This is a genomic window from Micromonospora sp. NPDC003816 (assembly GCF_042874705.1).
In the GTDB taxonomy this organism is placed as follows: Bacteria; Actinomycetota; Actinomycetes; order Mycobacteriales; family Micromonosporaceae; genus Micromonospora.
Genome location: NZ_JBIANP010000001.1, coordinates 1,142,814 through 1,157,387, shown reverse-complemented (window position 1 = coordinate 1,157,387; position 14,574 = coordinate 1,142,814). Strand labels below are relative to the sequence as shown.

Here is a 14,574-nt window from a genome sequence, read left to right as displayed (position 1 = left end):
TCACCACCGGCGCCCCGGGAGATCATCTCCCGGGGCGCCGTCGTGCGTGCGGTGGCGTGCTCTCAGCGCGGCTCCACGATCTCGCCCTCGATGGCGCGGCCGTCGTCCACCAGCGGCGGCGTCACCGGCTGCTGCGGCGGCGCGGGCTGCGGTGCGCCGGCGGGCTGCGGTGCGCCGGCGGGCTGCGGTGCGCCGGCGGGCTGCGGTGCGCCGGCGGGCTGCTCGCCGGCCGGCTGCTGCGGCGCACCCCGGTACACGTGCACCCGACGCGGCCCGAACAGGTCACCGGCGGCCATCGACGACACCCGCCGCTCCGCGGACCGCTGCACGCCGCCCCGGGCGATGCGGCGCACCGGCGGCACCAGTAGCACCAACCCCACCACGCCGCTGACCAGCCCCGGGGTGGCCAGCAGCAGCGCGCCGAGCAGTCCGATCAGCCCGTCGGTGACCTGACCTCCGGGCGGCCGGCCGGACTGTGCGGCGTCCCGGAAGCCTCGCCAGGCCCGAATCCCCTCGCGGCGTAGCAGGACCAGTCCCAGCAGCGAGGCCGCGAACACCAGCAGGGTCGCCGCGCCGAAGCCGATCGCCCGGCCCACCACCACGAACACGGCCAGTTCCGCTGCCAGGGACAGCAGCAGGGCCAACGGTACGAACTTCACTGTCCGGCGCATCTCACCCCATCCGCCTCACGGCGCTCGTCATCGGACGGCGCACCCGGCGGGGCGCAGCCGTCCCGTCCGTCCAGCATGACACGCTCCGGCTCACGGCCAGCGGGCCCGCCCCACCGTCGCCGCCTGCCAACCCTGCCGCACCGCCGTCCGCCGGTCGCGTACCGCCCAGCCGGTGATGCGCCACAGCGCCTCGGCCACGATCAGCGGACTCATCTTGCTGTCGCCGCGTTCCCGCTCGGCGAACGTGATCGGCACCTCGACGATCCGCGCCCCGGCGCGGTGCGCCAACCGGGACAGCTCCACCTGGAACGAGTACCCCTGCGAGCACACCGACTCCAGGTCCAGGGCGTCGAGCACACCGGCCCGGTACACGCGGTAGCCGCCGGTGGCGTCGGCCACCGGCATGCCCAGCGCCAGGCGCGCGTACAGGTTGCCGCACCGCGACAGCAGCAGCCGCCGCAGCGGCCAGTTCAGCACCCGGGCACCCCGGGTCCACCGCGACCCGATCACCACGTCGGCGTGCCGGGCGGCGTTCAACAGCGCCGGCAGGTCCTCCGGGGCGTGTGAACCGTCGGCGTCCATCTCCACCACCGCGTCGTAGCCGCGGTGCCGCGCCCACGCGAACCCCGCCAGGTACGCCGCGCCGAGTCCCTGCTTGCCCTCCCGGTGCAACACGTGCACGTGGGTGTCGCCGCGCGCCAGCCCATCGGCGATACGGCCGGTGCCGTCGGGACTGTTGTCGTCGGCGACGAGGATCTCCACCTGCGGCGCGGCGGCACGGACCCGCCGCACGATCGCGCTGACGTTGTCGGCCTCGTTGAAGGTCGGGATGACCACCAGCACCCGACCCACGCCGGGCACCCCGGTCGCGGCCGGGCGGATCTCGGTCCTGCGCATCACCGCTGCCCCTCTCCGGGCAGCCGCCGGTCATCCGGCTCGGCCGCCCCACCGGCGCCGCACCAGGGCCGCCCCGACCAACGCGGCCACGGCCAGCCCGGCCAGCACCACCTCGGGCAGCACCCCGACCCGGGTGGCGAGGGTGCGCCCCTCGGTCAGTCGCAGCTCACGCACCACGACCGCCTGGGTGTTGAACCCGGTGGCGTCGCTTACCCGCCCGTCCGGGGAGACGAACCCGGACACTCCGACCGTGGAGGCCATCAACGCGGGCCGACCGTGCTCGACGGCCCGCAACCGGACCATGGCCAACTGCTGGCGGGCCTCGGCCACGTCGAAGGTGGCGTTGTTGGTCTGCACCACCAGCAGCTGCGCCCCACCGACGACGGTGTCGCGGACCAGCCCGTCGTAGGCCACCTCGAAGCAGATCACGTCGCCGAGCACCGCCGCCGGGGTCCGCACCACCCCCGGTGCGGTGCCGGCCACGAAGTCGGCCCGGACCCGGTCGACCTGGTCGCTGACCATCCGGGCGATCCGCCGCAACGGCACGTACTCGGCGAACGGCACCGGATGCCGCTTGATGTAGAGCTGCTCCAGGTCGGGGCCGCTGCCCGGCCGCCACAGCAGCCCCGCGTTGCGCACCTGGCCCTGCTCGGGGCCGGTCAGCACCGCACCGACCAGGATCGGTACGCCGATCGCGTCGGCGGCCTCGGAGATGCGGATGTTGGCCGACTGGTTGCGCAGCGGGTCGATGTCGCTGGAGTTCTCCGGCCACACCACCAGGTCCGGTCGGGCCCGGGTGCCGGCGGCCACCTCACCGGCCAGGGCGATGGTGGCGTCCACGTGGTTGTTCAGCACCGCCTGCCGTTGGGCGTTGAAGTCCAACCCGAGGCGCGGCACGTTGCCCTGCACGATGGCGACGGTCACTGTGTCACCGGTGGCCGTGGTGCTCACCGGCACCAGCAGCCCCCCGCCGACCAACAGCACCAGCGCCGCCGCGCATCCGGCGGCCGGGGTCCACCAGACCCGGCGGACCCGCAGCGTCCACCACACGCCGGTCAGCAGCAGCCCACCGGCGGTGGCGACGGCGAACGTGACCAGCGGGGCACCGCCGACGGCGGCCAGCCCCAGCAGCGGCGAGCCGTCCTGACCGAAGGCCAACCGCCCCCACGGGAACCCCCCGAACGGGGTCCGGTCCCGCAGCGCCTCCTGCCCCACCCACAGCACACCGGTCAGCGCCGGCCACACCGCCGGATACCGGTCGGCCAGCGGCGACACCCACGCGGTGGCCAGACCCAGCAGCGCCAGATAGCCCGCCTGCAACAGCGACAGCAGCACCCACGGCAGGTAGCCGGTGTGCAGGTTCGTCCAGGACAGCAGCGGCGCGAACAGCGCCAACCCGGCGAGGAAACCCAGACCCGCGCCGGCCCGCAGTCGACGCCGGTGCGTCGCGGCGACCAGCAGCGCCACCCCGACCGGTGCCAGCGGCCACCACCCGTACGGCGGGAACGCCAGCAGCAGCGCCAGCCCGGCGGTGACCGCCATCGCCACCGCCACCGGCAGGGGCAACGGCCGGGGTGCGCCGTCGGGCCGGCGGACGTCGGCGGGCGCGTCGGCGCGGTCCGTGGTCGTCACGGGGGCGTCAGGCGGGGTCACGCGCCGAAGGCTACCCGCCCGGCGTCCCCGGACGCCGACGCGGTCACCGGCGGTGGGCGATCCTCCCGCCCGGCCGCCGACCGCGTCGGCGTGTCCGTTTCGCGGCGGGTGTCTCAGCGGCGGCGGGCCACCAGCACCGCGTCGTGGATGACCACCTCCCGGCCGTCGTGCACCGCCGAGCGGGGGCGGCTCTGCGTCACCAGCACCTCGAAGCGCTGCGGGTCCAGGTCCGCGGCGACCTGCTCGGCGGTGAACATCATCTCCGGGTAGTGGGCGCGGTGACCACCGACGTGCGTGTCCCCCGGGTCGTGCCCGACGATCAGCAGCCGCCCGCCGGGCGCCACCGCCTCGGCCAGCCGCGCGAACATCTCCCGCCGAGGTTCCGGCGGAAGCTGCATGAACTGCGCCGACACCAGGTCGTACGCGCCCACCGGCGGCGCCCAGCTCAGCAGGTCCGCGTGCGTGAACTCGATGCGGTCGGCGACCTGCGCACCGGCGGCCCGGGCGTGCGCGGCGGCCCGCTCCAGGGCGGTGGCGGAGATGTCCACACCGGTGACGTGCCAGCCCTGTTCGGCCAGCCACACCGCGTCGGCGCCCTCACCGCTGCCCACGTCCAACGCCCGGCCCGGCGTGGTGCCCGCCACCTCGGCGACGAGCTGCGGGTTGGGTCGGCCGCTCCACATCGACGCCCTCGACCGGTACCGCTCCTCCCAGGCCGCCTCGGTGAACATCTCCTCGCGCTGCCGCCGACGCGCGGCCACCGCGCGCCGGGTGTCCTCCTCGACCAGGTCGGCGTTGATCGCCGCCCCGGCCGTCAGGCCCGCCCCGGCGGCCCGGATCACCTGCGCGGACACATCGGTGACGTTGCCCGCCACCCACACCCCCGCCACGTCGGTGGCGCCGGTCGCGTCGGCCGCGATGCGCCGACCGATCACGTGCCCGGACATCTCCACGTCCTGCGGGACCAGCCCGAGCGACTCCAGCAGCGCCGACCGGGCGGTCATCGCCGTCGCCACCACCAGCGCGTCCAGCGGCACCTCCGCACCGGAGGCCAGCGTCACACCGGTCAGCCGGTCCTCGGCCACCGTCACACCGCGCACCGCACCCGGCACCACGCCGATGCCGCGCGCGGCCAACCGCTCGGCCTGCTCGGCGTCGGGTGCCGGCCCCTCATGGGCCAGGAACACCACGTGCGGGCTCCACTGCCGCCACAACAGCGCCTGATGCACCGCCAGGGGCCCGGTCGCCAGCACCCCGACGCGCCGGTCGCGCACCTCCCACCCGTGGCAGTACGGGCAGTGCAGCACGTCCCGACCCCACCGCGGCGCCAACCCCGGCACCTGCGGCAGTTCGTCGACCAGGCCGGTGGTCACCAGCAGCCGCCGGGCCCGTACCCGCCGGTCGCCGTCGACGTCCACCACGAAGTCGTCCCCGTCGCGGGTCACCGCCTCGACGCGCCCGTCCACGACGTGCCCGCCGTGCCCGGTGACCTCGGCGCGACCCGTCGCCGTCAACTCCGCCGGCGGCGTACCCTCCCGCCCCAGGTAGTTGTGCACCCGGTCGGCGGGGGCGTTGCGGGGCGCTCCCGCGTCCACCACCAGCACCGAGCGGCGGGCCCGCGCCAGGGCCAGCGCCCCGGCCAGCCCGGCCGCGCCACCGCCGACCACCACCACGTCGTATTCGTCGTCCATGCGTACCCCCTCGTGACCTTCGCTGGCACCCACGCTGCACCCGACCCGCCAAAACGACAAGTAATGTTGCTGTTATGGCAAACGACGAGGCGGCGGTGCTCGCGGAGGTCGGCCCCCGGCTCCGCGCGCTCCGCAAACGACGCGGCACCACCCTGACCGAACTCGCCGACACCACCGGAATCTCCGTCAGCACCCTGTCCCGACTCGAATCCGGCCACCGCCGCCCCACCCTGGAACTGCTCCTGCCGCTGGCCCGCGCCCACCAGGTGCCCCTGGACGAACTCGTCGGCGCGCCCACCGTCGGCGACCCCCGCGTCCGCCCCCGACCGATCGTCCGCCACGGCATGACGTTCCTGCCGCTGACCCGCCGCCCCGGCGGCGTCCAGGCGTTCAAACAGATCCTGCCGCCACACACCCCCACCGAACCGCAACCCTCCTCGCACGAGGGCTACGAATGGCTGTACGTGCTCTCCGGCCGCATCCGGCTACGCCTGGGCGAGCACGACCTGATCCTCAACCCCGGCGAGGTCGCCGAATTCGACACCCGCGTGCCGCACTCCGTCGCCAACCCCGACCCGACCCCCGCCGAAGTCCTCAACCTCTTCGGCCCCCAGGGCGAACGCCTGCACGTGCGGGCCCGACCCGCCGCCGACTGAGCACACGAAATCGGGGCGCGGCATACGCCGCGCCCCGATGCTCCCAGGCCCTTCCCAGCCGGTGCGGCGGGAATGAGGCACGCCGACCTTCGGACCGACCGGACGGTGACTGGCTGTCCCCGTCGGGCCGTTGTCTACTGGCCGTGCACCCCACCCTGCCCGTACACCGGTAACCGCGGCCGGTTCGCGCCGCCCCGCCGACCCCCGCCCGCTGGACCTGGCCGCCGCGACAACCGTCGCTCGGCCAGCGGACGAAGGGACGAAGCGAACAACAGCCGCTTCCCGTGGTAGGACTCAAAGACGGTACGTGGCGCACCCCCGGCCTTGTCAACCCACCCCCGACGAGTCGCCACACCGGCACGGCGTGTCGCGCTCACCGTCACCGTCCGCAGTCGACCCGACACCGGTCACGCCGACACCAACGGCCCCAGCAACGCCCGCGCCGCCCCCGGATGCTCCGCCGCCAACAACCCCGCCGCCGCCAACACGTAGTCGGAGTCCACCACCGCCCGCGCCGCCCTCGGCACCGCCCACCCACCCGCGTGATCACCCAACACCGCCTGCCACACCGGCGTCACCTCGCCGGCACGGGCATGCCGCAACACCCCACCCGAGCCCACCAGCAACCGCACGTCCCGCAGATCCCGACCGGCCCGCTCACCCGTACCCACCCCCCGGGCGTGCCGACGCACCGCCACCGTCGCCGCCAACGCCGCCAACCGGCCGTCGGACGCCCGCGCCGCCGCATCCGACGGCAGGAAACCCGGATCGGCGGCCCGCGCCGCCGCCGCGCCCGCCAACGCGTCCCGCTCGCCGTCACCGACCAGCCGCTCCTCCACGGCGGCCCGCACCACCCCCGGCGCGCTCCACCGCATCCCCAGGTCCCCCTCCACCGTCCGCGCCCGCCACAACGCCCCGGCCACCTCCCGACCCGGCCCGTCGGCCCGCTCGTCCGGCGTCAACACCGAATACACGTCCGTGGTGGCGCCCCCCACGTCCACCACCACCAGGTCACCACCGGCCGCGTCCGCCAACACCTCCACCCCGGTCAGCACCGCGTCCGGCGTCGCCGCCCGCACCAACCGCGCGAACCGCGACCCCCGCGACAACCGCTTACCGCCGATCACGTGCCGCAGGAACACCTGCCGGATGGCCGCCCGCGCCGACAGCGGCGCCAACACCCCGATACGCGGCAACACGTTGTCGGCCACCGTCACCGGCACCCCCGCACCGGCCAACACCGCCGCCAACTCCCCGCGCACGTCCACGTTGCCCGCCAACACCACCGGCACCCGCCACCGCGCCCGCGCCAACCGCGTCGCGTTGTGCGACAACGTCTCGGCATCCCCACCATCGGTGCCACCCACCAGCAACACCACGTCCGGCCGCGCCGCCCGCAATGCGGCCAGCTCCACCCGCCCCAGCCGCCCGGCGGCCACATGCACCACATCGGCCCCCGCCGACAACCCCACCCGCCGACCCGCCTGCGCGGTCACCAACGGCTCGTACCCCACCACCGCCAACCGCAGCCCACCACCCGCCGACGAACACACGAACCACGGCACGTCCCGACCACCCACCCCGGCCGCCGCCACCGCCGCGTCCAGACCGTGCAGCACGTCCGTACCCACCGTCGTCGGCACCGACGCCGCACCGACCAACCCGCCACCGGCCAGGTCGACCACCGCCACCTTCGTGAACGTCGACCCGACGTCGGCGCAGACCGCGACACTCATACCGGCGCGGGCACGACCACCGTGCCGGTCGCCGACACCGCCACCACCGGCACCTCCAACACCTCCGCCGCCGACTCACCCCGATCCGGGCGCCCCCGACACACCACCCGCGCCTCGAAGTCCAGCGTGCGGCTGCGGGAACCCACCCGCGTCACCGTCGCCACCACCTCCAGCACGTCACCGGCCCGCAACGGCGCCCGGAACTGCACATCCGAGTACGACGCGAACAACCCCTCGTCCCCGTCCGTACGGATACACACCTCCGTGGCCACGTCACCGAAAAGACCCAACGCGTACGCCCCGTCGACCAGGTTCCCCGCGTAGTGCGCATGCGCGTACGGCACATACCGCCGATGCGTCACCGTCAGGCCCACCCGAGGATCCGTCATGCCGCCCCCACCTTCCGACCCGTCACCAACGCGTGCACCAGATACGACGCCACCTCACCCGGCGTGGTGCCCCGACCGAAGATCCGATCCACCCCCAACTCGGCCGCCTGCGACTCGTCGAACCGCGGCCCACCCACGATCAACAACGGCCGCCGGCCCACCGGCAACGCCTCCCGGAACGCCGCCGACATCTCCCGCGTGTTGTGCAGATGCGCGTCCCGCTGCGTCACCACCTGCGACACCAACACCGCATCCGCCCGCGCCACCCGCGCCGCCTCCACCAACTCCGGCACACTCACCTGCGCACCCAGGTTCGTCACCGACAACTCCCGGTAGTACTCCAGACCCTTCTCCCCCGCGATCCCCTTCACGTTCAGGATCGCGTCGATGCCCACCGTGTGCGCGTCCGTGCCGATACACGCCCCCACCACCGACAACTTGCGCCGTAACCGCCGCTTCACCACCGCGTTGACCTCCTTGGCCGACAGCAGCGGAAAGTCCCGCTCCACCACCTGCACCGCCGACAGGTCCACCAGATGACTCACCCGCCCGTACACCACGAAGAACGTGAACCCGTCACCCATCTGCTTCGCGTGCACCAACAACGCCGGATCCATCCCCATCCGGTTCGCCAACTGGACCGCCGCACCCTCGGCCCGCTTGTCATGCGGCACCGGCAACGTGAACGACATCTGCACCATGCCGTCACCCGTGGTGTCCCCGTACGGTCGCACCACCGGACCCTGCGACACCGTCACGCCACCGCCTCCAGGATCTCCGTCGCCGGGTTGTAGTAGTCGGCCTCGTGCGCCGCCACCCCGTCCAACCCCTTACCCCGATCCGCCGGCCGCTTCATGATCCCGAACGTGCCCTCGGCGATCGCCGTCAACAACGACCGCTCACCGATCCGCTCCAACAACTCCACCGCCTCACCCAGCACCCGATGCGCCCGCTGCTGGATGAACCCACCCGGCGCCGGCACGAAGTCCTCGTGCAACCCGCCGGCGGCACCCAACACGTACCGCACGTTCTGCAGAGCGATGTCCCGATCCGACAACCACGGCGTCACCACCGCCTCCGTCATCATCCCCACCAGCAGGATCCCCTGCCCCGTCATGGCGCCCACCAGGTTGAAGAACCCGTCCAGCAGATTGCCCCGGAACACGTCACCGGTCATGTGCTTCGTCGGCGGCATCCACTTCAACGGCGCATCCGGGAACAACTCCCGCGCCAACAACGCATGCGCCAACTCCAACCGGAACGACTCCGGCACCTCCGGATTGATCTCGAACGCGTGCCCCAGCCCCAACTGCCAGTCCGCCAACCCCGCCTCGTGCGCGAAGTACTCGTTCAACAACTGCGACACCGTCACCGTGTGCGCCTCGTCCACCGCATCCGCAGTGGTCAGATAGTTGTCCTCACCGGTGTTGATGATGATCCCCGCCCGCGCGTGCACCTGCCGCGAGAACCGCTGGTCCACGAACGTCCGGATCGGATTGATGTCCCGGAACAGAATCCCGTACATCGAGTCGTTGAGCATCATGTCCAGCCGCTCCAGACCCGCGAGCGTCGCCATCTCCGGCATGCACAACCCCGACGCGTAATTCGTCAACCGCACATACCGACCCAACTCCCGCGACGACTCGTCCAACGCCGCCCGCATCAACCGGAAGTTCTCCTGCGTCGCGTACGTCCCCGCGAACCCCTCCCGCGTCGCCCCCTCCGGCACGTAGTCCAACAACGACTGACCCGTCGACCGGATCACCGCGATCACGTCCGCACCCGCCCGCGCCGCCGCCTGCGCCTGCGGAATGTCCTCGTAGATGTCCCCCGTCGCCACGATCAGATACACCCACGGCCGCCGCACCGGATCCCCGAACCGCCGCACCAACCGATCCCGCTCCGCCCGCCGCCGATCGATGCGCCGCACCCCCGCCGCCACCGCCCGCCGCGCCGCCCGCCGCGCCACCGACGCCGACCTGCCCGACGGCACCACGAACCGCACCGACCCCGCCGCCGCCTGCTGCGCCAGCAACGTCACATCCGAGACCCGCTCCCGCGCCAACGCCTCGAACACCGGCACCGCCACCCCGTGCCCCAACCCCACATCCGCCACCACCGCGTCCACCAACCGGTTCACCCACGGAATACCGTCCGGATCAGCCCCCGCCACCCCGGCCAACCGCAACACCGCACGCTCCACCGACACCGTGGTGTGCCCCCGCGCCAACTCCACCACCGGCTGCCCGACCCGCCGCGCCAACTCCCGCGCCCGCGCCACCACCACCGGGTCCAGATCCAACTTGCCGGCCGCGAAGCCACCCACCTCAGTCACGACAACCCTTCCTCATAGATCACCTCACCGCGCAACACCGTCGCCCGGCACACCGGCAACGGCAGCGGATCCTGCTGCGGATCCTCAGCCACCAACACCGGCAACCCCCGCTGCACCCCCGCCGACGACGACCACACCGCGAACGTCGCCGGCGCCCCCAACGCCAACACCCCCTCGCTGTCCCGATGCACCGCCCGCCAACCACCCCGCGAATGCGCCGCGAACGCCGCCCGCACACTCATCCGCTGCACCGGGTTGTGATGCGCCACCGCCGCCCGCACCGACCCCCACGGATCCAACGGCGTCACCGGCGAATCCGACCCGAACGCCAACGCCACCCCCACCCCGTGCATCGCCCCCATCGGATTCGACGCCAACGACCGCGCCAACCCCAACCGCGCCTCGTACATCCGACCCGCACCACCCCACAACCGGTCGAACGCCGGCTGCATCGACGCCACCACCCCGAACTCCACGAACCCCGCGATCAACCGCCGATCCACGATCTCCGCATGCTCGATCCGATGCCGCGCCGCACGCACCCGCTCCGTACCCAGCTTCTCCGCCGCCCCCGCGAACCCCGCCAACACCGTCGAGATCGCCGCATCCCCGATCGCATGGAACCCGCCCTGCATCCCCTGCGCCGCACAGTCCAACAAATGATCACGAACCTGCTCCGCCGTCAGATACCCGTGACCACACCCCTCCCCGTCCACGTACGCCGCCGACACATGCGCCGTCCGCGACCCCAACGCCCCGTCCGCGAACAGATCCCCACCCGCACCCACCGCACCCAACTCACGCGCCCGCGCCGCACCACCCAACTCACCCCAGTACCCGTACACCTCCGGCACCCCCGCACCCGACAGCGCCAACAGACCCGTGAAGTCCTCCTCGTCCGAGATCTCCGGCCCACCGCACTCGTGCACCGCCGCGATCCCCAACGACGCCGCATGCCGCAACGCCACCCGCTGCGCCGCCACCCGCTGCGCCCGCGACACCGAAGCCCGCGCCACCGCCCGCACCACGTGATGCGCGTCCCGCCGCAACCACCCCGAGGCGTCGAACCCCGGCGCCGTCACCGCCTCCGGACACGCCGCCAACAACGCCGACGACACCAGCGCCGAATGGATCGACGCCTGCGACAGGTACATCCGCCGACCACCGGCCGCCCGATCCACCTCCGCCGCCACCGGCGGCACCGGCACCGACCACGTCGACTCGTCCCACCCGTGCCCCAGCACCACGGCGTCCGCGGGCAAACCCGCCGCGAACGCCGCCACCGCCGCCAGCAACTCCCCCGCCGACCGCACCCCGGACAGATCCAGCCCCGACAACGCCAACCCCGTGTCACTCACGTGCACGTGCGCGTCCACGAACGCCGGCGTCACCAACGCCCCACCCAGATCCACCACCCGGTCCGCCGCCGGAGCATCCGCCCCGGCACCCAACCAGACGATCCGCCCGTCCCGCACCAACAGCGCCGTCGCGGACGGATCCGCCGGGCAGTGCAACACGCCGGCCCGGTACAACGTCGAGGGGTTCTTCGTCATGGCCTCAGTCTGCCGCCAACCGGGCCTCGAAGAGCCCACGCACCCCCGGCACCTCACGCAGCAGACCCAACGCCAGCTCCGCGTGACCCGGCACATACCCGTTGCCCACCAGCATCGTCACGTCCGCCGCCAGGCCCTCCGCACCCAGCGCCGCCGCCGCGAAACTCGTCGCCATCGAGAAGAACACCACCGTGCCGCCGTCCGCGGTCGCCAACACCGCGCCGTGCTCACACCCCGGCACGTCCACGCAGACCACCGTCACGTCCGCCGGCACCCCCAACGCCGAGGTCACCGCCACCGACAACCCCACCGGATCCCGCGCGTCGGCCACCACCACCTCGTCGGCCAGGCCCGCCGCCACCAACGCGTCACGCTCCGCGACCACCGGCACCACCCCGACCGTACGACCCGCACCCGCCCGCCGCGCCGCCGCCAGCGACAACGAACCACTCTTGCCCGCACCGCCGATCACCGCCACCGAGACCGGCCCCAACCCCGCCGGCCGCTCCGCCACATACCGCCGCACCACCCGCTCGGTCAACGCCGGCGCCCCGCACACGTCCAGCACCGCCAACGACAACTGCGGATCCAGATCCTCCGGCAGCACCGCCGCGATCGACCGGGCGAACAGGATCGCCCACCCCTCACACGGCACCTGCTCGCTGAGCCCGTCCCACCGCGCCAACCCGTCGGTGATCACCAGCGGCGTCAACGTCAACGACACCAACGTCGCCACCCGCTCACCGGCCTTGAACCCCAACGGCGACCGACGCCCCGCCTGCGCCACCGTGCCGATCAGCATCCCGCCCGACCCGGTCACCGGGTTCTGCATCTTGCCCCGCGTCGCGATGATGTCGCGCACCTCCGCGCGCACCGCGTCCCCGTCACCACCGTGCTTGTCCCGCAACTGGCGGAAACTCGCCGCGTCCAGGTTCAGCCGCTCGACCGAGATTCGCACCTCGTTCGGGCCGATCTCCGACCGCGCGTCCAACCGCCAGGCCGCCTGCGGCAGCACACCCGCCGGTTCCACGACCCGGTGCAGACCTACTGGTGACGTCACGCCAACCTCCCTGTCCGACCGCCCGAAGCCCCGACATCAACTCGCATGACGGGAAAACTTCCGGCAGAATAATTCCTGTACCGAATATTTTCCAGTAACCTTCGGTCCGCTGACGAACCCGTACCGACCTGCACCCAGGTCGGACGACCATCGACACACCCGCAGGAGGGGCCGTGACCCAGACCCAACCGCCGGTGCAGGCCACCCCGGCGACACCCGAGCCGGCCCCCACCACCGCACCCACCGGCCAGCCCTACGAATACCGCCGCCACCGCCTCGTCGAACCCGACTGGACCCGCTTCCCCGGCTGGCGCGACGTCACCCGCGACCAGTGGGAAAGCGCCCAGTGGCAGCGCGTCAACTGCGTCAAGAACATCAAGCAGCTCCGCGCCCTGCTCGGCGACACCGTCGACGAGAGCTTCTACGCCGACCTCGACGCCGACCAACGCGCCCTGGCCACCATGTCCATGCTCGTACCACCCCAAATGATCAACACCATGGTGCCGGACGCCCCACCCACCACCGAGACGCTGCTGGCCGACCCGATCCGGCGATACATGATCCCCGTCGCCTCGGACCGACGTACCGACTGGCCCTCCCACCCGTACGCCACCCGCGACTCCCTGCACGAACACGACATGTGGGTCGCCGAGGGCCTCACCCACCGCTACCCCACCAAGGTCCTCGCCGAGCTGCTCTCCACCTGTCCGCAGTACTGCGGACACTGCACCCGCATGGACCTGGTCGGCAACTCCACCCCCGCCGTCGACAAACTCAAACTCACCCTCAAACCCGTCGACCGGTACGACGCCCACATCACCTACCTCAAGGCCCACCCCGGCGTACGCGACGTCGTGGTCTCCGGCGGCGACGTGGCCAACGTCCCGTGGCGCAACCTCGAGTCGTACCTGATGCGCCTGCTGGAGATCGAGACCATCCGCGACATCCGGCTCGCCACCAAGGCACTCATGGGTCTGCCCCAGCACTGGCTCCAGCCCGACGTCGTGGAGGGGCTGGAGCGGGTCGCCCGCACCGCCGCCCGACGGGGCGTCAACCTGGCCATCCACACCCACGTCAACCACGCCCAGTCGCTCACCCCACTGGTCGCCAAGGCCGCGCAGACCGCCCTCGACGTCGGCGTACGCGACGTCCGCAACCAGGGCGTGCTGATGCGCGGCGTCAACGCCAGCACCACCGAACTGCTCGACCTCTGCTTCGCGCTCCAAGGCGAGACGGGCATCCTGCCGTACTACTTCTACATGTGCGACATGATCCCCAACGCCGAACACTGGCGGGTCCCGGTCTGGCACGCCCAACAGCTCCAGCACGACATCATGGGCTACCTGCCCGGCTACGCCACGCCCCGGATCGTCTGCGACGTGCCCTTCGTCGGCAAGCGCTGGGTACACATGATCACCGAGTACGACCGCGAACGCGGCATCTCCTACTGGACGAAGAATTACCGCACCTCCATCGAGTCCGCCGACCTGGAGGCCCTCAACAAGCGGTACGCGTACTACGACCCGATCGACACCCTGCCGGACACCGGCCAACAGTGGTGGCGGACCCACCGCGACGACTGACCGGACCCGGCGTAGCCCGGTCGGTACCTCCTCCACCGACTGACGCCACGCCGCGAAGCGGGCCACCGGAACGTTCCGGTGGCCCGCTTCGGCGTACGTACGGTCACTTCTTGGTGAAGGCGTCCTTGGCGTCGCGGCCGGCGTCCTTGACCTTCTCACCGGCCTGACGGGCACGGGCCTCGGACTGCTCACTGGCGCCCTCGGCACGCATGCGCTCGTTGTCGGTCATGTCGCCGACGCGCTCCTTGGCGGCGCCGCTCAGTTCCTCGACCTTGTTCTTCGCCTTGTCGGTGAAGCTCATGTCGCCTCCCTGCCTCGGCGGCGCAGCGATCCGCTGCGCTCCTCACGGT

General features: G+C 72.4%; 13 protein-coding genes. 2 read left to right on the top strand and 11 right to left on the bottom strand.

Annotation, left to right across the window (positions count from 1 at the left end; translation table 11 throughout):
• Nucleotides 1-62 precede the first annotated feature (62 nt).
• The 4 genes from ACFYTT_RS04925 to ACFYTT_RS04910 form a co-directional block, all read right to left on the bottom strand.
• A complete protein-coding gene (locus ACFYTT_RS04925; RefSeq protein ID WP_387257807.1) occupies nucleotides 63-671 on the bottom strand; it encodes an FxsA family protein in 609 nt (202 codons plus the stop codon).
• 90 nt (nucleotides 672-761) lie between these two features.
• On the bottom strand, nucleotides 762-1,568 hold the full coding sequence (locus tag ACFYTT_RS04920; RefSeq protein ID WP_387257969.1) for a polyprenol monophosphomannose synthase: 807 nt from the start codon (nucleotides 1,566-1,568) through the stop codon (nucleotides 762-764).
• Nucleotides 1,569-1,598: 30 nt separating this feature from the next.
• A complete protein-coding gene (gene lnt / locus ACFYTT_RS04915) occupies nucleotides 1,599-3,200 on the bottom strand; it encodes an apolipoprotein N-acyltransferase (RefSeq protein ID WP_387257968.1) in 1,602 nt (533 codons plus the stop codon).
• Nucleotides 3,201-3,334: 134 nt separating this feature from the next.
• The gene (locus ACFYTT_RS04910; RefSeq protein WP_387257805.1) at nucleotides 3,335-4,912 is read right to left on the bottom strand and encodes an FAD-dependent oxidoreductase; all 1,578 of its coding nucleotides are present in this window, start codon (nucleotides 4,910-4,912) and stop codon (nucleotides 3,335-3,337) included.
• A gap of 74 nt (nucleotides 4,913-4,986) precedes the next feature.
• Between ACFYTT_RS04910 and ACFYTT_RS04905 the strand changes: the two genes are divergently transcribed.
• Nucleotides 4,987-5,568, top strand: a complete 582-nt coding sequence (locus tag ACFYTT_RS04905) for a helix-turn-helix domain-containing protein (protein WP_387257804.1) — start codon at nucleotides 4,987-4,989, stop codon at nucleotides 5,566-5,568.
• A 407-nt stretch (nucleotides 5,569-5,975) separates the two neighbouring features.
• Here the strand turns inward: ACFYTT_RS04905 and ACFYTT_RS04900 are convergent, their stop codons facing one another.
• The 6 genes from ACFYTT_RS04900 to ACFYTT_RS04875 are packed head-to-tail and all read right to left on the bottom strand — an operon-like array spanning nucleotide 5,976 to nucleotide 12,641.
• Nucleotides 5,976-7,304, bottom strand: coding sequence for a glutamate mutase L (locus tag ACFYTT_RS04900; protein WP_387257801.1), 1,329 nt, complete (start codon nucleotides 7,302-7,304; stop codon nucleotides 5,976-5,978).
• Nucleotides 7,301-7,693 (bottom strand): hotdog domain-containing protein, encoded by a 393-nt coding sequence (locus ACFYTT_RS04895; RefSeq protein ID WP_131057313.1) that lies wholly within the window; start codon nucleotides 7,691-7,693, stop codon nucleotides 7,301-7,303. Before ACFYTT_RS04895 ends, ACFYTT_RS04900 begins: the two co-directional genes overlap by 4 nt.
• Nucleotides 7,690-8,445 (bottom strand): OAM dimerization domain-containing protein, encoded by a 756-nt coding sequence (locus ACFYTT_RS04890; RefSeq protein ID WP_176095843.1) that lies wholly within the window; start codon nucleotides 8,443-8,445, stop codon nucleotides 7,690-7,692. Before ACFYTT_RS04890 ends, ACFYTT_RS04895 begins: the two co-directional genes overlap by 4 nt.
• A 2-nt stretch (nucleotides 8,446-8,447) precedes the next feature.
• Entirely contained in the window at nucleotides 8,448-10,019 is a 1,572-nt protein-coding gene (locus tag ACFYTT_RS04885; protein WP_387257967.1) for a lysine 5,6-aminomutase subunit alpha, read from the bottom strand.
• Nucleotides 10,020-10,024: 5 nt separating this feature from the next.
• Nucleotides 10,025-11,581: an amidohydrolase gene (locus ACFYTT_RS04880; protein ID WP_387257798.1), complete on the bottom strand. Its 1,557-nt coding sequence runs from the start codon at nucleotides 11,579-11,581 to the stop codon at nucleotides 10,025-10,027.
• A 4-nt stretch (nucleotides 11,582-11,585) separates the two neighbouring features.
• Nucleotides 11,586-12,641 carry a zinc-binding alcohol dehydrogenase gene (locus ACFYTT_RS04875; RefSeq protein ID WP_387257795.1) on the bottom strand — a complete coding sequence of 352 codons (1,056 nt, stop codon included), beginning with the start codon at nucleotides 12,639-12,641 and terminating at the stop codon, nucleotides 11,586-11,588.
• Between the two features lie 173 nt (nucleotides 12,642-12,814).
• Here ACFYTT_RS04875 and ACFYTT_RS04870 point away from each other — a divergent pair, with 173 nt between their 5' ends.
• Complete coding sequence (locus tag ACFYTT_RS04870; protein WP_131053648.1) at nucleotides 12,815-14,224, top strand: KamA family radical SAM protein; 1,410 nt, start codon at nucleotides 12,815-12,817, stop codon at nucleotides 14,222-14,224.
• 103 nt (nucleotides 14,225-14,327) lie between these two features.
• Here the strand turns inward: ACFYTT_RS04870 and ACFYTT_RS04865 are convergent, their stop codons facing one another.
• Nucleotides 14,328-14,525 carry a CsbD family protein gene (locus tag ACFYTT_RS04865; protein WP_131053649.1) on the bottom strand — a complete coding sequence of 66 codons (198 nt, stop codon included), beginning with the start codon at nucleotides 14,523-14,525 and terminating at the stop codon, nucleotides 14,328-14,330.
• Between the last annotated feature and the right edge of the window lie 49 nt (nucleotides 14,526-14,574).

Coding starts and splice junctions, on each gene's coding strand:
- ACFYTT_RS04900 (WP_387257801.1), bottom strand. CDS start 7,304: ATGAGTGTCGCGGTCTGCGCCGACGTCGGGTCGACGTTCACGAAGGTG.
- ACFYTT_RS04865 (WP_131053649.1), bottom strand. CDS start 14,525: ATGAGCTTCACCGACAAGGCGAAGAACAAGGTCGAGGAACTGAGCGGC.
- ACFYTT_RS04905 (WP_387257804.1), top strand. CDS start 4,987: ATGGCAAACGACGAGGCGGCGGTGCTCGCGGAGGTCGGCCCCCGGCTC.
- ACFYTT_RS04925 (WP_387257807.1), bottom strand. CDS start 671: ATGCGCCGGACAGTGAAGTTCGTACCGTTGGCCCTGCTGCTGTCCCTG.
- ACFYTT_RS04880 (WP_387257798.1), bottom strand. CDS start 11,581: ATGACGAAGAACCCCTCGACGTTGTACCGGGCCGGCGTGTTGCACTGC.
- ACFYTT_RS04910 (WP_387257805.1), bottom strand. CDS start 4,912: ATGGACGACGAATACGACGTGGTGGTGGTCGGCGGTGGCGCGGCCGGG.
- ACFYTT_RS04895 (WP_131057313.1), bottom strand. CDS start 7,693: ATGACGGATCCTCGGGTGGGCCTGACGGTGACGCATCGGCGGTATGTG.
- ACFYTT_RS04920 (WP_387257969.1), bottom strand. CDS start 1,568: ATGCGCAGGACCGAGATCCGCCCGGCCGCGACCGGGGTGCCCGGCGTG.